The organism is Marasmitruncus massiliensis, assembly GCF_900186535.1.
Taxonomy (GTDB): domain Bacteria; phylum Bacillota; class Clostridia; order Oscillospirales; family Ruminococcaceae; genus Anaerotruncus; species Anaerotruncus massiliensis_A.
Window position 1 is genome coordinate 349,584 of record NZ_FYDE01000005.1, and the last position, 17,264, is coordinate 366,847.

Consider the following 17,264-nt stretch of genomic DNA (forward strand, 5'->3'; position numbering starts at 1 on the left):
ATGGCATGGCAGAGAAAAATCCCCTTCGGCTATATGATGAAAAACGGTGAAATCCTGTGCTGCCCCACGGAGTCGGCAGCCGTCAAAGAGATTTTCAGGCTTTACTCCGAGGGGGTGGCCTACAGCAAGATTGCCGATGAGATGATGCTCCGGGGCATTGCCTATCACAAGCACACCGACCAGTGGAATAAGCACATGGTCAAGCGCATCCTCGAAAATGAACGTTACCTCGGAGAAAAAGAGTATCCGTCGATTATCGAATCGGAAACCTTTATGCGTATCCAGCTTATCAGGGGAGATAAAAATACCTACACCCCATGCCCGGAGTACATCAAGCCCATCCGTGAAAAGGCGGTCTGCGGTGTGTGCGGCGGGAAGATGGCCAGGGACACAAGAGCATCAAGCAAGGTTCGCTGGTACTGCCAGACGGAAGGCTGTACCAACCGCCGCTACATAGAGGACGAGGACATCCACACCGCCCTGACAGGACGGCTGAACACACTGGCTCAGAACCCCGACCTCTTTGTCTGGCCCTTCCCAAAGCAGGCTGGAGAGCTGACGCTGGAGGCGGCCCGCATCCAGAATGAGGTGATCCGAGAGCTGAACAAAGCGGAGCCGGGTGTAGAATACACCAAAATGCTGATACTGGCCTGCGCCGCCGAGAAATACAGCGGACTGCCCGATGATACCCCTTATCACCAAATGAAGATATTGCGGGAGAGAATCACAGAGCGCCCGATGGACGATGAGCTCCGCAATGAAATCCTCCAAACCGCCGTACAGGAAATCCGGTTTACAGAGGTTGGCTTGGAGCTGCGGCTCATCAACGGAGAAACCCTTGAAGCGAATGGAAAGGAGATTGGACGATGCCTGCGACAGCAACAAGGAAAGTAACGGTTATCCCTGCCGATCCGATATACGCCCAAAAGGATATCCGCAAAAAAGCCCTGCGTGTGGCTCCTTACTGCCGGGTTTCCACCAGCTCCGAGGAACAGCTCGACAGCTATCAGGCGCAGATTGAATACTACACGGAAAGAATCGCCGCCCAGCCCGAATGGACCATGGTGGATATGTTCGCGGACGAGGGCAAAACCGCCACCTCCACCAAAAAGCGCAAGGATTTCCTGCGGATGATCAAAGCCTGTGAAAAAGGCAAGGTGGATCTGGTCATCACCAAATCGGTATCCCGGTTCTGCCGGAATACGCTGGACGGCCTCGACTATGTCCGCAAGCTCAAGCGAATGGGCGTCGGGGTTTTCTTTGAAAAGGAGAATGTCAACACCCTCTACATGGACAATGAGATGATCCTCACCTTTATGATGAGCCAGGCTCAAGCCGAGAGCGAGTCCATGAGCGGCAATATCCGCTGGGGCCACCGCAAGAACTTCAAGGACGGCAAGGTCTACTACCACTATGCGGGATTCCTCGGCTACCGCAAGGGCGAGGACGATCTGCCGGAAATTGACCCAGAGGAAGCGGAAATCGTCCGCAGGGTTTTCTCCCGATATCTGGTCGGGCACAGCGTCGCTAAAATCATCGCTGACCTTGAGGCGGACGGCATCAAAACGGTGCGGGGCAAGGAGAAATGGAATGATGGCGTCATCCGCGGCATGCTTAAAAACGAAAAATACATCGGGGACGCCCTGCTCCAAAAGACCTTCATCGCTGACCTTTTCACCCGCCAGTCCAAGAAGAACAACGGAGAGCTTCCCCAATATTATGTCGAGAACTGCCATCCCGCCATCATCGACAAGCTGACCTTCCAGCGGGTGCAGGAGGAAATGGCCCGCCGTTCCAGCCTGAGAAAGGTCAGCGCAAACGCTAAAACCGAGCTTGCCAAGTACAGCGGCAAGTATGTGCTGACCGAACTTTTATCCTGCGGGAACTGCGGAAGCCCCTACCGCCGTGTCACATGGACGAGGCCGGAGGGCAAGAAAATCGTCTGGCGGTGCATCAATCGGTTGGAGAACGGCAAAAAGTTCTGCAAGGATGCCCCCACGCTGGAGGAAAGCCGCATCCACGCCGCCGTGGTCTCCGCCATGAACGAGATGTTCAGCCTGAAAACCATGAAATCTCTGCTGCAGGACAGCATCCTGTCTGCCCTTTCGGGGAACAGCGGAGAAACGAGTATCGCAGCCATCGACAGCAGACTGTCGGAGCTGCGGGCACGGCAATATGAGCTCCTCCAATTCGCCGCGTCTGTGGGGGCAGACTCCACCCAATACGATGAGGATTTGAACGAAGTCAGCATGGAGTTTTCCGCACTGGTCTCAAAACGCAGCGAGCTGGAAAAAAACCAGCAGGGCATCGCACAGGCAGACAAACGAGCCGAGCAGATCGCCGCTGAGCTGGACAAAGTGGACACGGGAATCACCTGCTTTGACGAGCTGACGGTGCGGCAGCTCATTGGCGCCATCAAAGTGCTGGGTGAAGATAAACTGCTTATCCGTTTCAAGGATGGAACGGAAATCGAGCAGATCATGTAACGGAGGAACCGACCATGATTTATATTATAGGAGACACCCACGGTAATTTCCGCAGATTTGAAAAGGAATACTTTCCCGCAGGGCAGAGCCTGTGCCGGGATGACTATATTATTGTCTGCGGCGATTTTGGGATATGGGATGAAACACCCCAATCGAACCGGGATCTGGACTGGCTGAACAATCAGCCGTTCACCACGCTGTTTATAGACGGCAACCACGAAAACTTTGACCTGCTGAACCGTTTTCCGGCCATGAAATGGAAGGGCGGCGATGTCCATCAGGTGCGGGAGCATATCCTGCACCTGATGCGCGGGCAGGTCTTTGAGATCGGCGGGATGACCTTTTTTACAATGGGCGGCGCCGCCTCCCACGATATCAGCGCAGGCATACTGGAGCCGGACGATCCCGACTTCCTGTATCGCAAACAGGTGCTGGACAGGCACAGGGCGCTGTACCGCATCAACCATATTTCATGGTGGAAAGAGGAACTGCCCTGCGATGAGGAATATGAAACGGCCCTGAAGAATCTGGAGAACGCCGGCTGGCGTGTGGACTGCATCCTGACTCACTGCGCTCCCGACAGCATTGCGGCACAGGTGTGCCATCCCTACAAACCGGACCGTCTGACCAGCTTCTTGGAAACGGTCAAACGCCGGTGCAGCTTCGACTACTGGTTTTTCGGGCACTACCATGACAACTGCACCGTTGAGGGACAATTCATTCTGCAATGGGAGCAGATGGTGGAAATACAATGAGGAAACATATGGAGGGAAAGAGTACGACAAAGGAAGAAGCAATTGCCAAGGGTGAAAGCCGCTGGTACGAGGGGAAATCCCCACAGGAAATTGTGGAGTTTCAATTATATGAAGATCGGCTGTGCATGCCCCTGGAGCTTTATCGGGAAGCGGTGGAGAAAGTGCTGGGCCGGCCCGTGTTCACTCATGAGTATAAAGAACCTGAAAGGCTGATAGCCGAATATGAGGCTGTCAAGGCTGTGGACGGCAGCCAATCACAACAGGGCCATGAGATGGCCTGATAGGAGGAATCGTGATGTTTATGGACCACAAGCAGGTACAACGTATCAAGGATCAATACCCGCAGGGAACCCGCATCCGTTTGATTGGAATGGATGACCCCTATGCCCCCATTCTGCCCGGTACGGAGGGAACGGTGAATGTTGTGGATGACATTGGAACGCTTCACTGTACATTTGACAACGGGCGCACTCTCGGCGTCATTCCAGGCGAGGACAGCTTTTCCGTGATCTCGCGTCCGGAGCAGCCTGAACTGCAGGAAAGCGAATCCGAGCAGTTCGGCATGAAGATGGAATGAGGGTGAAATAAAATGGAAGAAAAAGATTTGCGGGCGGTCTATATAGACCGCCTGAACGCTATGCTTCCGACAGTGGAGTTTGCAAAGCTGGACCACTCCTGCAATTCGGACGATTTCAGCTATGCCAAAGAGATACTGAAACGGATGCATGACCTTTGCATTGAGGTATACGGCACGGACTATTTCGACGACTACACCTATGAAATCGTTGATCTTCCCGCTGTCATTCGAGGCCGCAACACCGGCCATATCGGGTTGGGCATCGTGACCCTTGATCTGGAGTCCTCCGGCGAGCATTGGGGAACCTTCTTTCTGACGCCGAAGGGTGTCATTGAACAAGGCGGCGAAAATATCACGGCCGCAGAGTCCAAGTACCTGTCAACCGTATATATTCCTTACGAATACTGGTACACCGTCCCTGTCGAGGGGGATATTCATGTGGATTTCGACAATGTACCATGGAGGGTGCAGGATCTTCTGAACCATTGAACTCCGTACCATGACAGACCGTGAGGGGCTTGTTATCCAGGGCTGTGGCGGTGACCTCTCGGAATGGGTAGACGGCATCAATGAACTGCTGACGCAGGAGGGCATCCTGCAAAACGGCGATACGTTCAAAGATGTTTCCGTCTTTGAGCATAACGGCTGTACCAATCTGCTGTTTTCAATGGAAAATATGGATCTGGACATAGGAAAGCTCGCCATGTGGCGGCTGCAGAGCCATGCAACCTTTGGCGGCACCTGGCTGAGTGATTATCTCCCCAACCGGCTGGGTGTCGATATGAACGGGCCGCCTGTTCAAAAGAAAAAACCCGATTGCGCCCTCATCGGGCAGGACGGCAATATTTTCAATCTGATGGGCATCGCCGCCCGAACATTGAAGGAAAACGGACTTGGGGATCAGGCAAAAGAAATGCGGGAGCGGATCACCGCCAGCGGCAGCTATGACAACGCGCTCTGCATCATCGGAGAATATGTCAACATCACCTCTGTCGAAGATGCCCAGGAGCAGGACTGCGGCTTTGAAATGGAGCAAAGCTACTGATACCCTCTTAAAATATCACCGGCAGAGCTGACTCTGCCGGGTACATAAAAACAGGCTCACAACGAGCCGGAAAGGAGAAGCCCATGAAAGCACTGAAAAATGATGGTTCCCTCTATATGGAGCAGATCGCATCTGCCATAACAGCTTGCTACCAAAGCTATGACAAGCCATCCAACCAATCTCTGATGGAGCTTTATACCCTGATCGGCCGATGCATCTGCCGCCAGGGAGAAAAAGCCTTTGTCGCTCACTTGGCCGAAACCCTCGCCATCCGGTTCCCATTGCTGAAAGGCTTCTCCCTTCGCAATCTCCGCAGGATGCGTGACTTTTACCGCACCTACGCAAACGATCCGGCTCTCATGGAAAAAGCGCAGTCTCTGAGCTGGACGCAAAACGCCGTTATACTGGAGTGCTGCGAAAGCGATGAGCAGCGCTCTTTTTATATCAGACTTGCGGCAGCACAGAATCTTTCCAAGCTGGCCCTCATGAAAGCCATTCAGGAAAATGCCTTTGATATTTTATATAATGAAGAAAGTCCTGCTGAAAACACTGAACCCGATATTGCCCCTGTAAGCGATATATCGTCCAATACGGGCGTAGACACTACAGCAACCGTTGAAACGGCGTGTGCGCCGTTTGTGCCAGCGTGTGAACCGCTCCGCCAAGGAGTTGATATGCCCAGCAGAACGGGCAGCTTATCTACCGCGGTCTCCCCATGGAGAGAGGGCAACCGGCAGGCCAAACGCAAAGCAGATGATGATCCGCCTCCGCTCAGTTTCATCAATCACCATCCACCTGATTCTCCGCCTCTTGTATTATGGTTAGACAAGCTGAAACCACCGCAAAACTTTCCGCCCGGTATGCGACCTCGAATGGAAAATCTCCGGGAGCTTTTTATAAGCGCAATAAAACAAAACACCCCCGCCAAATTGACGAGGGCAGTTTTGTGCCAGAACAACTTGTGTCTTTGCACATTATCATAATCCGCAGAGCCAGGATCGAGGCTCACCGAATACAAAGCGCCTCTCTGCATTCGACACCACAAGCATATCTAATTTGAAAAAAGTCAATAGATTCTCCTTCGGCATAACTGCTGAACAACTACCAATAATGTTGGATAAGACCGTGAGTTGCTTATATTAGATCTTCCTGATATAATATTAAAAGTCTTTATTGGGGTCTACAGTTTTATCCTCAGAGGTAAAACTGCTGCTTGATTTTTTAACGGATCGCTATTTTTTACGGGGGGTTCGAGAAATTTTTTTTCCACGGTTTTCACACAAACCCGCATGAACAGCTGATTTATGCGGGTTTTCTTTTGCCTTTCAGATGGTTGCTCTTTCTTTATATCTATCGTGGTGCCTGAAACTGTGGTGCCGTGGCACCACGAGAGATTTTTCAATATTCAACATATTCAGGAATTATGAATATTGTGGTGCCAAAATAGTGCCAAAACGTATAAAACAGCATAAAAAGAGAAGCGGTTGTATGAGAATTTACACTCATTTACCGCTTCTTTTTGTTAGTCTGAACTTGGGAGAAGGGCCTTGTGATAAACCTCCAGAACTTTGTTTTCTTTCCAGACGGACATCCACATACTGCGCTGTGACGGCTTCAAGATTGGTTGAAATGCCAAGAGATATACCGATTCCCTTTAGCGTATGTCCTAAGATTTCCCCCGCCGTGTAAAAGTCACCTGTCAGTTGATGCATATTCGTGGCCGCTGTATGTCGCAGGTCATGGAAACGGATGTGCGGCAAATCCAGTCGACGGATTAACTGTCCAAAATCGGAGGAAACGCTTTCTCGCCGGAAGGGTGCTCCATTTGGTTTTGCTACAACCAGGTTATTATCATAGTATGTACCACCGCTCAAAGATGCGAGTTCTTTTTGCCTTTTCTGCAACATAAGCTGCCGCTCAAAAAACAGCCGGGCTTCCCCGGTGATGGGCAATACCCGGTCATTAGACTTGGTAGGAGCCATTTCAGTGATGGTGGTTGTGCCTGCCGGTACGCGAAACGGAAGCTGTTCCACAACGCCGAATACCTCATTCTCCAAATCTACATTTAACCAGCGCATACCTAATATTTCGCTGATTCGTAGGCCGTACATTCCCCCAAGCATAACGAGCATTTCCCATTCCGTACCCACTACATTTGCCATCAGCTGCTGCATCTGCGCAACTGTATAGGGATCAGGGGTCTTGCCCTGTTTGCCAAATTTCGTAATGATGTCGCGGGCAGGATTGTTCTCTATGTAGCGGTACTTCCGAGCGGCCTCCAGCGCAACACTTAAAATACGCTGGGAATACCGTACCAAGCTCTGTGACAACCCTTTTTCAAACATCTTCTGAAACATATCGTCCAGCATAGCGGGAGTAAGTTGCCGCAGCTGCACATACCCAAATTTGGAATAATATAATTGCGAATATATCCTTTGTAACTTGCAAATGTGCTTGGCCTTAAATTTGCTTTGCCATGGTTTTCCACCCATGTTTCCATATACTCTTTCACACTCATCTTACTTTCCAGTGGGGCGAAGAAAATCCCGCAAAAATTTGTTCTTCATCTGCAACTGTTTGTTTTCCTGTTCTAGCTCTTTTTGCGTTGTAAGGGGTCTTTCTCTCGGATGCCCTTTTTGTCTTGGCGCTTCTCGCCGTATATTTGCTTCTAGCCGCAATCCACTTCAACTTTGTATTGCATATCGGCTAATTTCATATTCTCGACTAAGCTCTCGTATTGGTACGCCGGTTTTATACTTTGTCACAACTTCTTCTATGCTTTGGGGATAATGCTTGTGCCCTTTCTTTCCTGACATATGAAAACCTCCTGTCATAGTTTATTCTACGACAGGAGGTTTTTTCATTCAATGTCCGTTTATCTTGTTGCGGTACATGGCAAAGGGGCGGTTTTTGTTCATAAAAAAGATTAAGGCGTTTTCTGGATGCGTTGGGCCAATCTGACCAGATAATCAGCAGTAAGAGCGATATCCTCTCGCAAAGAGTAGAAGTTGCAGCCTTCCAGTGTGATGGTGCCGGTGTAGCCAATAGCCTGCAGCATGCGTAACACAGGGGCAAAATCCAGAGCACCAAGGCCCGGAAAATAACGATTATTGTCCGACAGATGCAGATTCTGATACGGCGATTGATATTCTACCAAAGGAGACAGCAGGTGCGGTTCCTCAATGTTCATATGATAGGTGTCCGGCAGAATATGCAGTTTATCTTGTAGCTTCCGGCAAAAAGCGGCACCCTCGCAAACGCGGTTTACCAGCAGCGCTTCATAATGGTTGGTGGCTTCCAGATAAAGTGGAGCCAGATCCAGCGCACCGCAGGCCAACAGTTCGCTTAGAGATCGTTCCAACTGTGCGGCGGCAATGGCACGGTCTCCGCCGGGCCCGCCTTTAATAAAGCCGCAGATCACGCCGGCTTGCGCCTGATGGGCATAGGTCAGCATTGTGCGGATAGCAGCTACACTTTTCCGACGCACAGTTTCGTCTTCTCCGCTGAGCGAAAGTTTGTTGTGATTAGCATAGGCACCGGAGGCCACCATAGTCAGGCGCAGGCCGTACCGGGTCAGGTGCTCTGTCATCTGCTGAGGTGTGGGGTTATCAAAATCGATAAGGTTTAGCTCTACACCGTAGAACCCCCGCTGTTGCAAAAGGGCGAGAGTATCGCAAAAATCAACATTGTCCAACTGTCGGGGGGCGGCCAGCTGAATGCACAAAGGGTACAGATAAAGTTCAGACACAATGAATTTCCTTTTTGGTTTAGAGATAATCGCAATAGTTGTTGTTCATAATAATGCCCAGCTTGACGTAACGAATTTCCTCCGCTACAGCCTGACCGGAAAGATATTCGTAGAGCATCCAGACGGCATTCTTGCTCTGTAGTTCGGGTGCCTGCCAGATAGTGGCATCTACAGTACCGTCTTCCAGATAGGGCACAAGTTCCTCAAAGATATCGCTACCGATTGCCACGACCGAATGATCCCGTCCGGTGCGTTTAAGGGCCTTGCACATCGAGATTACATTTGAGGCACTGTTACAGTAGATTCCTGTGATGTCGGGATGGTTTTCCAACTCCTGTACGACAACATCCTCCAGAGAACTGCTACCGCCGGTATTGTTGATTTCGAAGATAGCAAGGCTGGGATAGTTACCGTCCACATAGCTGAAAAAGCCAAAGGAGTTGGCGCGCAGCAGGCTCATCAGGCGGTTGCCGCCCAGTAAAAGGATTCGTCCGGTGGGCGGCACCATTTTGCATAGAAGCTCGGCAGCCAGACGGCCGGTACGTTCGCCGCAAGCTGTTACACAGCCGATCCGGCAGGAGTCTACCGCATCGGAATCCACCGTTACCACAGGAATACCTTTTTCCTTGAGCTGCTCAAAATAAGGGTTCAGGCTGGTATCATCCCAGCAATAGGTGATAACCCCGTGGATGTCGTCCCGTTGCAAAATATTCTCAAAAATGTCGAACTGTTCGGCACTGGTGTGTCCGCAAGGCATGCGGATCAAGGTGACATTATAGTCCAGCATCATTTTTTCGGCCTCATCGATGCCATCCCAAATCTTGCGAAAAAACTGATTGATGTTGTGGGGCAGCAGCGGCAGTACGATGGCGACGTTCCACATACCGCGCTTAAGGCAAGAGGCCGCCACATTCACAGAGTAATTCAGTTCATTGGTAATCTCCAGAATGCGGGCGCGAGTCTGCTCACTTACGCCTGGCTTGCCGTAGATGGATTTATGTACAGTGGGGATGGATACTCCAGCCAGCTTAGCGATGTCCTTAATAGTGGGTTTTGTACTTTTCATATATTCCTCCCCTACAGTGCGGCTTGAAAAAACCGACTAAGGCTACTCTTATGTCAATTATAATAAACGATATAAAGTAAAAAATCAAGTATAAAAAAACGCATATAATCGTCTAGCTAAATACACAATTTAATAAATTTAAAACTATATAAAATGTAAAAATTGTAAAAAATCTATTGCATTTTGTTTAAGTTATGATATTCTAAAAATATGTAAAGATAAACGTTTATCTACTCAAAAATTGCATAAAAAACTTTAAATTCGCTATATATTGGGCTGATTTAGTTCGAAATGCAAAAGATGCAACATAATATTGTTTAATCGTTTATCAAACATACTGCCTGAGATCCTTGTCCGGGCAGTAAAACCGTCTAATTTCTTATTAAGGAGGAAATAATTGATGAAGTATTTTGCAACTGTCGACCGTTCGGTAGAGCGTTTGCCTGCCGGCGCGAAAAACTACCCCATCTTTTTAGATGAGAAAGCCCCTATTGCCGGGTGCAACGCTAGCATGGGCCAGTACTACTGCGAAGAGTACCCCACACCCGGCGTACACGAAGACAACGAGGGCTTTTATGTGGTAAGTGGCAAAGGTATGGCCGTGGTGGGCGATGAAGAAAACAAGATCGCAGCCGGAAGCTTTTTTTACGCTCCTGCCGGTGTGCCCCACGCTATCAAAAAGGATGCCGGCACCCCGGACCTTGAGATTGTAATGTTCCATTTTGCCAAATAAAAACGTTCAAGGAGGGCTTAAATCATGAAAATAGTAATTGCCTGCGAGGCTTCTTCCTTCGAACTAAAGGAAGCTGTTAAAAAAAGAATCGAGGCACAGGGGTATGAGGTGCTGGATGTAGGCCAGACCAGCGCAGACCAGAGCGTTCTGTATTACGAGGCAGCCCAAAATCTGGCCAAGGTTATCCAAAGCGGCGAGTGTAATCGTGGTATTGTCATGTGCGGCACCGGTGCAGGAGTTTCGATGGTTGCCAATAAGTACAAAGGTGTTTATTGCGTAGCCTGCGAAAGTGTTTTTACCGCAGAAAAAATCTCGCTGATTAATAATGCCAATGTGTTGGCCATGGGTGCCCGCGTAGTAAGCCACGATATGGCTGGCGAGATGGCTGAAAAGTTTTTGGCTGGTAACTGGTGTGAAGGCTTTGCTGAGCAGCGTCGGTTGAATAACGAAAAAGGCTTTGCTATTCTGCAACAGTTGGAAGCCGAACAGAGCCAATAAATTCCAGGCTGCTTGCAGCCTGCGCAACACAGGGGGATTTAGCACATGAAAAAAGTGTTAGAATGGGTCAACAAAGGGTTGAACGCCATTTTCCATTTCTTACAGTTTTATTCCAAGGTTGTGTTGGTGGCCGTCGTGGTCATTGTCAGCGCCCAGGTTATTTCACGAAAATTTCTGCATTACAGCATCATCTGGTCTGAAGAGGTGGCACTGTTGCTGATGGTTTGGACAGCGTTCATTTCGCTAGCTATCGGTGTTGCAAAAAAGCTACATATCTCGATTGAGTTGTTTTACAACAAGTTCCCAAAGCCTATCCGTACATTTTCGGACTGGCTCAGCTATTTGGTTACTGTTTTTGTGGGTTCAGCGCTTATGATCAATGGTGCCAGGCTTGTTATGGCTACTCTGCATTCCACCTTGCCCACCACCAAATGGCCAAGCTTCTTTTTGTATCTGATGATCCCGGTGGGCGGATTTTTCACCGTGTACTGTACCGTATTACATATGTTTTTTCCCAGCGCGGCCAGAGTGTTTGCGGACGAATTCGCCGACCCGGCCCCTAAACTGCCCCCTAAAGAGGAGGAAAAACAATGACGACGAGTATCGCAATTGCCTTGCTAGTAGGCGGGTTTATCCTGCTCATTATATTAAAAGTACCTATTCCCATCGCGCTCATTGCTTCTACGGCTGTTACCATGATCTATCTGGATCTGCCATTGATGACGATGGTGCAGCAGATGGCTAAATCCATCAACAGCTTTTCACTGATGGCGGTGCCCTTTTTCATTCTGGCTGGTGAGATTATGGGCTCGGGTGGCATATCGGATAGGCTGGTAGATTTCGCTAATGCCATTGTGGGCCGGTTCCGCGGCGGTTTGGCCTATGTCAACTGTCTGGCCTCCATGTTTTTTGGCGGCATTTCCGGTTCGGCTGTAGCCGATGTTTCCTCCCTGGGTTCTATCGAGATCCCTATGATGATGAAAACCGGTTATGACAGAGAATTTGCCACTGCGCTCACCGTTACCACTTCCTGCCAGGGCATTCTTATTCCGCCCTCGCACAATATGATCTTTTTTGCTTTGGCTGCCGGCGGTGTGTCGGTTGGCAAACTCTTCCTGGCAGGTGCCATCCCTGGCGTTGTGCTGGGCCTGAGCTTGATGGGCTATTCTGTTTTCGTTTCCATTAAGCGTCGATATCCTAAGGGCGAGGCTATGAGCCTGCGGCAGGTGTTGCATGTTTCTAAGGATGCATTTTTTGCGGTGTTTACCACTGTGATCATTATGGGAGGCGTTATCGGCGGCCTGTTCACAGCTACCGAATCTGCAGCTATTGCCTGTATCTATGCGCTGATTATCTCAATGTTTGTGTATAAAGAGCTTAAATTGAAGGATATTCCTAAAGTCTTGGGTAACGTAATTAACACCCTCTGTCTGTCTTTCAGCCTGATTGCGGCAGCTGGTGCATTTGGTTATGTGTTGGCCTACCTGAAGGTACCGGCCCTGCTTACCAATTTCCTGCTATCAATCACCACAAACAAGATCATTCTGCTGCTGCTGATTAATATAATGCTGCTGATGCTGGGCTGCATCATGGATATGGCGCCTATCATCTTCATCGTTACACCTATTCTGCTGCCGGTGGTCATATCCCTTGGGATGAATCCGATACACTTCGGTGTTATGATGATCTTTAATCTGGCCTGCGGTCTGTGTACCCCGCCTGTCGGTTCTGCCCTGTTTGTAGGGTGTGCTGTTGGTAAGATCTCTATTGAGCGGGTTGTTAAAGAAATGCTGCCTATGTATGCTATTATGATCGCCGTGCTCCTCATTGTTACTTTTGTACCGGCAATGTCAACCTGGTTGCCTAATTTGATCATGGGATAAGGAGGCTAATATGAAATCTCATTTTACTCCCGGCGAGACCCTTGAAAAGCTTGAGCCAGCAAATATGGGGCTTACCTATTGTTCGGCTCAGCGTCTGGAACTGGATACCCCCCTGGAGCTACAGAGCAGCTCCGAGGAACTTTGCCTTGTTTGCATCGGAGGTGAGTGTACTTATCGGTGTAACGGTAACACAGGCACCGCAACCTTGGGCGATATGCTTTATGTGCCGATTGAAACTGCCATCCAGCTGGATGGCAACCAGACGGTGCTTGCCCGGTTCGGCGCGCCTTGTACCCAAAAGTATAGCTTTGGACACATCCGCTTTTCTGAGGTAGACGCCGATGAAAGACACAAGGTGTACGGCAAGACTGAAAACGGTACCAGACGGGATGTCTGGAACTTTATCGACGAAAGCTTTCCTTCCGGCCGGTTCCTGACCGGTATCTGCTATAGCGTACCCGGCGGTTGGACGGCCTGGCCTCCCCATGAACACGGTAAAGAGCGGGAGGAAGTATACGTCTACTTCAACATGGGCAATGCGTTTGGTGTGCAGTGTGTTTATGACGAGCTGGAAACAGCAAGTGCCTATGTGGTTCAGAATGGCCATTTGGTGGCGATTCCGCACGGTTATCATCCCAATGTTGGCTGTCCGGCCGGTAGCCTGCGGTATGTGTACTGCATGGTTTCTACCACTGAAGGCGACCGCAATTTTATGGATCTGCGTACCCAGAAAATTTACGGCGATAAGTTAGAGTAAGGGAGGAGAAAAGCCATGATTAATACCGCTTCTGTCCTTAATATCAACTTTTTAGAGTTAAAGCAGGGCATAGACGCACTGGTGGCGGGTGGCACGACCTGCTTGCATATTGACGTGATGGATGGCCATTATGTGCCCAATTTGTGCATGCCGGTCAAATTCATACATGAGATCCATCAGGCTTATCCCCAGCTTACCCTGGACGTACACCTGATGGTGGATGATCCTGCCACCTATATTGGCCAGATGCAAGAGGCCGGAACAGATTATTTCTGCTTTCATACCGACAGTACCAGGTTTGTACGGCGCACTATCAATCAGATCCGCGCCGCCGGCATGAAGCCTGGTATCACAATTAATCCCTCTCAGCGCATCGATGAGATGCTACCTTATATGGAATATGTGGATATGGTCATGCTGATGGCTGTAGAACCTGGGTTTGCCGGTCAGGCCCTGTTGCCCGGCAGCATGGAACGGCTGGCCGAGATTGCCGAACTGCGCAAGCAGTATGGTTGCAGCTTTCTTATTTCAGTGGATGGCGGAATCGACTACGAAAAGGGTCACCAGTGTAAGGAGATCGGCGTGGATATGATCGTGGGTACCGTTCACACCATCTTTAAACAGCCCGATGGCATTACCGAGGCTTGCCGCCGCTTTGAGCGGGAGCTGGGCTGATGCCTCAAAAAAACCGTGTTATTGGCAGAAAATCCCTGCTGAAATTTCAAACTAATTAGGAGGATAACCATGAACTTGAAAAAAAGTTTAGCTATCGTACTTGCAACCATGCTGACGCTGTCCCTGACAGCCTGCAACTCTTCTACCGCATCATCATCCAGCGCTTCCGAAAGCGCCTTGGCTCCTGCCGAGCCCAGCACGCCCGCCGAGACTATAACTCTGCGTCTTGCCTCCAACCATACCGAGGATTTTGTTACTTCTAAGGCTTGCATTAAATTTGCTGAGCTCGTTGCTGAAAAAACCAACGGTGCTGTTGTCGTGGAAAACTACTTCAACGCTGTGTTGGGTGAAGAAAAAGCCACCATTGAGCAGGCTCAGTTCGGCGGTATTGATCTGATCCGTGTCAACATGTCTCCTCTGGCTGAATTCGTGGATGAGCTCAACGCATTGCAGTTCCCTTATATCTTTGCAAGCCGCGAACATTTTTGGGATGTAATGGATTCCGATGATATCGGTAAGGCCATCCTGCATTCCGACGCTATGGTCAGTAACAACCTATATGGTCTGTGTTACTACGATAATGGTACCCGTAACTTTTTCTTCTCTGATGCCGATGTACACACCCCTTCTGATATGGCCAACCTGTCCATTCGCGTGCAGGAATCCAACCTGATGATCGGCATGGTTAGGGCCATGGGTGCAAATCCCACCGCTATGACCTCAAGTGAAATTTATTCTGCTCTGCAGACCGGCGTTATCGATGGCGCTGAGAATAACCTGCCTTGGTACCTGTCTATGTCACTCAACGAAGTTGCTCCCAAAATCACAATGGACGAGCACAACCGTTCTGCTGACCTGCTTGTTATGTCCAAGGCTTCAATGGATAAGTTGACTGAAGACCAGATCACTGCGATTCAGGAAGCTGCCGACGAATCCAGCCAGTATCAGCGTGAGCTATGGGTAGAGAGCGAGAAAGAAGCTCGTAAGACCTGCCTGGAAGTTGGCTGCACAATCGTGGATCTCGAAGATTCCGAGCGTCAGCTGTTTATGGACTCTGTTAAAGAAATGAACGCTACCGAAGGCGCGAAGTACAGCGATTTGTTCGCTAAGATTGCTGCATTACAGTAAATTGAAAATTACCGCTTGGGTGCGGCGAGCCTGATGTGCAAATAATGTGCGAAGTGTACATAGCCGTCCGTTTGGCCGTGTACACTTTTTTGTACAAGGGAGAGAACGTATGTGAATCAAGAATTTAATGTTGTCGTAGTGGGCGGTGGAGTCGCAGGTAGTGCCATTGCCCGTGAATTGTGCCGTTATCAGCTTATCGTGGGTGTTCTGGGAAAAAATCTAGACGTCTGCTATGAAACAAGCGACCGTAATTCAGCCGTGTTGCACAGTGGTTTTGCCTATGAATCCGGTTTCCTTAAAGCAAAGCTCTGCGTGGAGGGCAACCATGAGTTCAATCATGTGGTCAAAGAGCTTGATGTGCCGTTTTTGCGCACCGGCAAGGTGCTGGTGGGCAACACGCCGGAAAGAGATGGCCAGCCTGCGCAAAACCCTGGAAGCAGGAAGGATCAACGGTGTGACCGGTCTGGAGATCATCGATAAAGAAAAACTGTACTAGTTGGTACCGGAGGTAGTGGGTGAGTTTGCTCTGTACAGCCTCTCCAGGGGAATTTTGGACTCTTTTAATTACACCATAGCACTGGCGGAAAATACCGTGCAAAACGGTGCAAACTACTTTTTTGATTGTGAAGTTACCGGCATCCGGTGGGAGCAGGGCAGGTATCGGCTGTTCACAAAGCAGGGAAATTTCACTGCAAAATGGGTGGTCAACAGTGCCGGTTTGGGCTGTAGGCGAATCGCCGAGATGTTAGGCATTCATGGGTATACCATTAAAGGCAGCAAAGGTACCCATATCATTTTGGATAAGCGTACAGGCCCTCTGCTGCCCATGCCGGTCTATTCGGTGCCCAGCAATACATATATGGGTATTCACGTTACGCCTACAGTAGACAGAACCGTCACCGTAGGCCCGGATGCTGAGTATATGGAAGATTTTTGGGATTATGGAGTACACCAAAAGAATATGGATTATCTGGCCGAAAGTGCCAGTTCGCTCTGGCCGCATATTCATCGGGCGGATTATATCCGCAACTATGCCGGCACTCTCTCCAAGTGGGTAGATGATCAGGGCGTGATCCACGATTTTGTTATCGAAACTCGGTCGGAAGCGCCTCAGGTGATCAACCTTATGGGTATCGAATCTCCCGAACTGACGGCGGCGCTGCCCATTGCCCGGTATGCGATCAATCTGCTCGTTAGTAGGAACGGCCGGACAAAAACCATGCCTTTGAACCGAAACGTCAAGGCATCCGGCGATTTGTGACGGCTACCGAAGAGCAAAGACCCGACCTGATCGCGCAGGACCCGAATTATGGCGAACTGATCTGCCGCTGCGAGTAGGTGACCAAGGCCGAACTGCTTTAGGTTATACACAACTCTCTCGGCGTTCACACCATGGTGGGCATTAAGTACCATACCCGCTGCATGATGGGACGCTTCAGATGCGCATAACGCAGTTTATCCAAGAGGAACTGAGTCTGACACCCGAACAGATCGAATATGCACGTGTAGGCTCCAATCCATTTACAGGGAGGATGCGGGAATGAACCAGCTGAAAAAAATTGATGTCATTATTGTAGGCAGCGGTCCGGCTGGGCTTGCAGCTGCGATTCGGTTATATAAAAAAGGTATAACCGACAGGTAACCGATATGATTCAGCAGAGCTTTGCTGATAAGGTTCCTATTTTTAAAACCCGCATTCCCCGTTCCATTAAGGTAGCAGAAGCCGTGCTGTACCATCAGACCATCTGTGAATTTATGCCGGGAAATCCTGCGGCAATCGCCTATGAGCAATTCGTGGACGAACTTCTGTCCAAGGAGCAGGACAAAACTGCGGAAAGGAGCGCATAATTATGGCTACACCAAAACCGAAAGCCCGTTTTGTGGATTTTGAAAAAATGTTGAGCAGTTGAGCC

General features: G+C 49.7%; 24 protein-coding genes. 19 read left to right on the forward strand and 5 right to left on the reverse strand.

The window, feature by feature from the left end:
* The 8 genes from C1A10_RS09625 to C1A10_RS09660 all read left to right on the forward strand — a co-directional run bounded on the left by C1A10_RS09625 (nucleotide 1) and on the right by C1A10_RS09660 (nucleotide 5,846).
* Nucleotides 1-894: a recombinase family protein gene (locus tag C1A10_RS09625; RefSeq protein ID WP_101910065.1), complete on the forward strand. Its 894-nt coding sequence runs from the start codon at nucleotides 1-3 to the stop codon at nucleotides 892-894.
* Nucleotides 867-2,486, forward strand: coding sequence for a recombinase family protein (locus tag C1A10_RS09630; RefSeq protein ID WP_101910066.1), 1,620 nt, complete (start codon nucleotides 867-869; stop codon nucleotides 2,484-2,486). The genes C1A10_RS09625 and C1A10_RS09630 overlap by 28 nt, the downstream gene beginning before the upstream one ends.
* 14 nt (nucleotides 2,487-2,500) lie before the next feature.
* Complete coding sequence (locus tag C1A10_RS09635) at nucleotides 2,501-3,241, forward strand: metallophosphoesterase family protein (RefSeq protein WP_101910067.1); 741 nt, start codon at nucleotides 2,501-2,503, stop codon at nucleotides 3,239-3,241.
* Between the two features lie 8 nt (nucleotides 3,242-3,249).
* Nucleotides 3,250-3,522: a DUF7736 domain-containing protein gene (locus C1A10_RS09640; protein ID WP_101910068.1), complete on the forward strand. Its 273-nt coding sequence runs from the start codon at nucleotides 3,250-3,252 to the stop codon at nucleotides 3,520-3,522.
* Nucleotides 3,523-3,536: 14 nt separating this feature from the next.
* Nucleotides 3,537-3,818: a DUF4314 domain-containing protein gene (locus tag C1A10_RS09645; RefSeq protein ID WP_089608610.1), complete on the forward strand. Its 282-nt coding sequence runs from the start codon at nucleotides 3,537-3,539 to the stop codon at nucleotides 3,816-3,818.
* 12 nt (nucleotides 3,819-3,830) lie between these two features.
* Entirely contained in the window at nucleotides 3,831-4,307 is a 477-nt protein-coding gene (locus C1A10_RS09650; protein ID WP_101910069.1) for a hypothetical protein, read from the forward strand.
* Between the two features lie 10 nt (nucleotides 4,308-4,317).
* The gene (locus C1A10_RS09655; RefSeq protein ID WP_101910070.1) at nucleotides 4,318-4,863 is read left to right on the forward strand and encodes a hypothetical protein; all 546 of its coding nucleotides are present in this window, start codon (nucleotides 4,318-4,320) and stop codon (nucleotides 4,861-4,863) included.
* An 83-nt stretch (nucleotides 4,864-4,946) separates the two neighbouring features.
* Entirely contained in the window at nucleotides 4,947-5,846 is a 900-nt protein-coding gene (locus C1A10_RS09660) for a DUF1016 N-terminal domain-containing protein (RefSeq protein WP_101910071.1), read from the forward strand.
* Between the two features lie 519 nt (nucleotides 5,847-6,365).
* Here C1A10_RS09660 and C1A10_RS18755 read toward each other — a convergent pair.
* From C1A10_RS18755 to C1A10_RS09675, 5 genes are all read right to left on the reverse strand, one after another.
* Nucleotides 6,366-7,232, reverse strand: coding sequence for a site-specific integrase (locus tag C1A10_RS18755; protein WP_341456903.1), 867 nt, complete (start codon nucleotides 7,230-7,232; stop codon nucleotides 6,366-6,368).
* Nucleotides 7,154-7,381 carry a tyrosine-type recombinase/integrase gene (locus C1A10_RS18760; RefSeq protein WP_341456904.1) on the reverse strand — a complete coding sequence of 76 codons (228 nt, stop codon included), beginning with the start codon at nucleotides 7,379-7,381 and terminating at the stop codon, nucleotides 7,154-7,156. Before C1A10_RS18760 ends, C1A10_RS18755 begins: the two co-directional genes overlap by 79 nt.
* A 166-nt stretch (nucleotides 7,382-7,547) precedes the next feature.
* Nucleotides 7,548-7,679 (reverse strand): hypothetical protein, encoded by a 132-nt coding sequence (locus tag C1A10_RS18845; protein ID WP_278309117.1) that lies wholly within the window; start codon nucleotides 7,677-7,679, stop codon nucleotides 7,548-7,550.
* Between the two features lie 110 nt (nucleotides 7,680-7,789).
* Nucleotides 7,790-8,611 carry a sugar phosphate isomerase/epimerase family protein gene (locus tag C1A10_RS09670; RefSeq protein WP_180951080.1) on the reverse strand — a complete coding sequence of 274 codons (822 nt, stop codon included), beginning with the start codon at nucleotides 8,609-8,611 and terminating at the stop codon, nucleotides 7,790-7,792.
* A gap of 19 nt (nucleotides 8,612-8,630) precedes the next feature.
* Entirely contained in the window at nucleotides 8,631-9,677 is a 1,047-nt protein-coding gene (locus C1A10_RS09675; protein ID WP_101910073.1) for a substrate-binding domain-containing protein, read from the reverse strand.
* Between the two features lie 400 nt (nucleotides 9,678-10,077).
* On the opposite strand from C1A10_RS09675, the gene C1A10_RS09680 reads away from it, so the two are divergent.
* From C1A10_RS09680 to C1A10_RS09720, 11 genes are all read left to right on the forward strand, one after another.
* Nucleotides 10,078-10,410: a cupin domain-containing protein gene (locus tag C1A10_RS09680; protein ID WP_101910074.1), complete on the forward strand. Its 333-nt coding sequence runs from the start codon at nucleotides 10,078-10,080 to the stop codon at nucleotides 10,408-10,410.
* Nucleotides 10,411-10,434: 24 nt separating this feature from the next.
* A complete protein-coding gene (locus tag C1A10_RS09685; RefSeq protein WP_101910075.1) occupies nucleotides 10,435-10,908 on the forward strand; it encodes an RpiB/LacA/LacB family sugar-phosphate isomerase in 474 nt (157 codons plus the stop codon).
* A gap of 45 nt (nucleotides 10,909-10,953) precedes the next feature.
* The gene (locus tag C1A10_RS09690) at nucleotides 10,954-11,502 is read left to right on the forward strand and encodes a TRAP transporter small permease (protein ID WP_101910076.1); all 549 of its coding nucleotides are present in this window, start codon (nucleotides 10,954-10,956) and stop codon (nucleotides 11,500-11,502) included.
* Entirely contained in the window at nucleotides 11,499-12,791 is a 1,293-nt protein-coding gene (locus C1A10_RS09695; protein ID WP_101910077.1) for a TRAP transporter large permease, read from the forward strand. The genes C1A10_RS09690 and C1A10_RS09695 overlap by 4 nt, the downstream gene beginning before the upstream one ends.
* Before the next feature lie 10 nt (nucleotides 12,792-12,801).
* Nucleotides 12,802-13,548, forward strand: coding sequence for a 5-deoxy-glucuronate isomerase (locus C1A10_RS09700; RefSeq protein ID WP_101910078.1), 747 nt, complete (start codon nucleotides 12,802-12,804; stop codon nucleotides 13,546-13,548).
* 15 nt (nucleotides 13,549-13,563) lie between these two features.
* Nucleotides 13,564-14,223 carry a ribulose-phosphate 3-epimerase gene (locus C1A10_RS09705; protein ID WP_101910079.1) on the forward strand — a complete coding sequence of 220 codons (660 nt, stop codon included), beginning with the start codon at nucleotides 13,564-13,566 and terminating at the stop codon, nucleotides 14,221-14,223.
* 69 nt (nucleotides 14,224-14,292) lie between these two features.
* Nucleotides 14,293-15,351, forward strand: coding sequence for a TRAP transporter substrate-binding protein (locus C1A10_RS09710; RefSeq protein WP_101910080.1), 1,059 nt, complete (start codon nucleotides 14,293-14,295; stop codon nucleotides 15,349-15,351).
* A 111-nt stretch (nucleotides 15,352-15,462) separates the two neighbouring features.
* Entirely contained in the window at nucleotides 15,463-15,831 is a 369-nt protein-coding gene (locus tag C1A10_RS18850; protein ID WP_278309118.1) for an FAD-dependent oxidoreductase, read from the forward strand.
* 31 nt (nucleotides 15,832-15,862) lie between these two features.
* Nucleotides 15,863-16,612, forward strand: a complete 750-nt coding sequence (locus C1A10_RS09715; protein ID WP_278309119.1) for an NAD(P)/FAD-dependent oxidoreductase — start codon at nucleotides 15,863-15,865, stop codon at nucleotides 16,610-16,612.
* Between the two features lie 279 nt (nucleotides 16,613-16,891).
* Nucleotides 16,892-16,993, forward strand: coding sequence for an FAD-dependent monooxygenase (locus tag C1A10_RS18210; RefSeq protein ID WP_242968904.1), 102 nt, complete (start codon nucleotides 16,892-16,894; stop codon nucleotides 16,991-16,993).
* 5 nt (nucleotides 16,994-16,998) lie between these two features.
* Nucleotides 16,999-17,199 (forward strand): ParA family protein, encoded by a 201-nt coding sequence (locus C1A10_RS09720; protein WP_180951081.1) that lies wholly within the window; start codon nucleotides 16,999-17,001, stop codon nucleotides 17,197-17,199.
* Nucleotides 17,200-17,264 lie beyond the last annotated feature (65 nt).

Coding starts and splice junctions, on each gene's coding strand:
- C1A10_RS09625 (WP_101910065.1), top strand. CDS start 1: ATGGCATGGCAGAGAAAAATCCCCTTCGGCTATATGATGAAAAACGGT.
- C1A10_RS09630 (WP_101910066.1), top strand. CDS start 867: ATGCCTGCGACAGCAACAAGGAAAGTAACGGTTATCCCTGCCGATCCG.
- C1A10_RS09635 (WP_101910067.1), top strand. CDS start 2,501: ATGATTTATATTATAGGAGACACCCACGGTAATTTCCGCAGATTTGAA.
- C1A10_RS09640 (WP_101910068.1), top strand. CDS start 3,250: ATGGAGGGAAAGAGTACGACAAAGGAAGAAGCAATTGCCAAGGGTGAA.
- C1A10_RS09645 (WP_089608610.1), top strand. CDS start 3,537: ATGTTTATGGACCACAAGCAGGTACAACGTATCAAGGATCAATACCCG.
- C1A10_RS09650 (WP_101910069.1), top strand. CDS start 3,831: ATGGAAGAAAAAGATTTGCGGGCGGTCTATATAGACCGCCTGAACGCT.
- C1A10_RS09655 (WP_101910070.1), top strand. CDS start 4,318: ATGACAGACCGTGAGGGGCTTGTTATCCAGGGCTGTGGCGGTGACCTC.
- C1A10_RS09660 (WP_101910071.1), top strand. CDS start 4,947: ATGAAAGCACTGAAAAATGATGGTTCCCTCTATATGGAGCAGATCGCA.
- C1A10_RS18755 (WP_341456903.1), bottom strand. CDS start 7,232: ATGCTGGACGATATGTTTCAGAAGATGTTTGAAAAAGGGTTGTCACAG.
- C1A10_RS18760 (WP_341456904.1), bottom strand. CDS start 7,381: ATGAGTGTGAAAGAGTATATGGAAACATGGGTGGAAAACCATGGCAAA.
- C1A10_RS18845 (WP_278309117.1), bottom strand. CDS start 7,679: ATGTCAGGAAAGAAAGGGCACAAGCATTATCCCCAAAGCATAGAAGAA.
- C1A10_RS09675 (WP_101910073.1), bottom strand. CDS start 9,677: ATGAAAAGTACAAAACCCACTATTAAGGACATCGCTAAGCTGGCTGGA.
- C1A10_RS09680 (WP_101910074.1), top strand. CDS start 10,078: ATGAAGTATTTTGCAACTGTCGACCGTTCGGTAGAGCGTTTGCCTGCC.
- C1A10_RS09685 (WP_101910075.1), top strand. CDS start 10,435: ATGAAAATAGTAATTGCCTGCGAGGCTTCTTCCTTCGAACTAAAGGAA.
- C1A10_RS09690 (WP_101910076.1), top strand. CDS start 10,954: ATGAAAAAAGTGTTAGAATGGGTCAACAAAGGGTTGAACGCCATTTTC.
- C1A10_RS09695 (WP_101910077.1), top strand. CDS start 11,499: ATGACGACGAGTATCGCAATTGCCTTGCTAGTAGGCGGGTTTATCCTG.
- C1A10_RS09700 (WP_101910078.1), top strand. CDS start 12,802: ATGAAATCTCATTTTACTCCCGGCGAGACCCTTGAAAAGCTTGAGCCA.
- C1A10_RS09705 (WP_101910079.1), top strand. CDS start 13,564: ATGATTAATACCGCTTCTGTCCTTAATATCAACTTTTTAGAGTTAAAG.
- C1A10_RS09710 (WP_101910080.1), top strand. CDS start 14,293: ATGAACTTGAAAAAAAGTTTAGCTATCGTACTTGCAACCATGCTGACG.
- C1A10_RS18210 (WP_242968904.1), top strand. CDS start 16,892: ATGAACCAGCTGAAAAAAATTGATGTCATTATTGTAGGCAGCGGTCCG.
- C1A10_RS09720 (WP_180951081.1), top strand. CDS start 16,999: ATGATTCAGCAGAGCTTTGCTGATAAGGTTCCTATTTTTAAAACCCGC.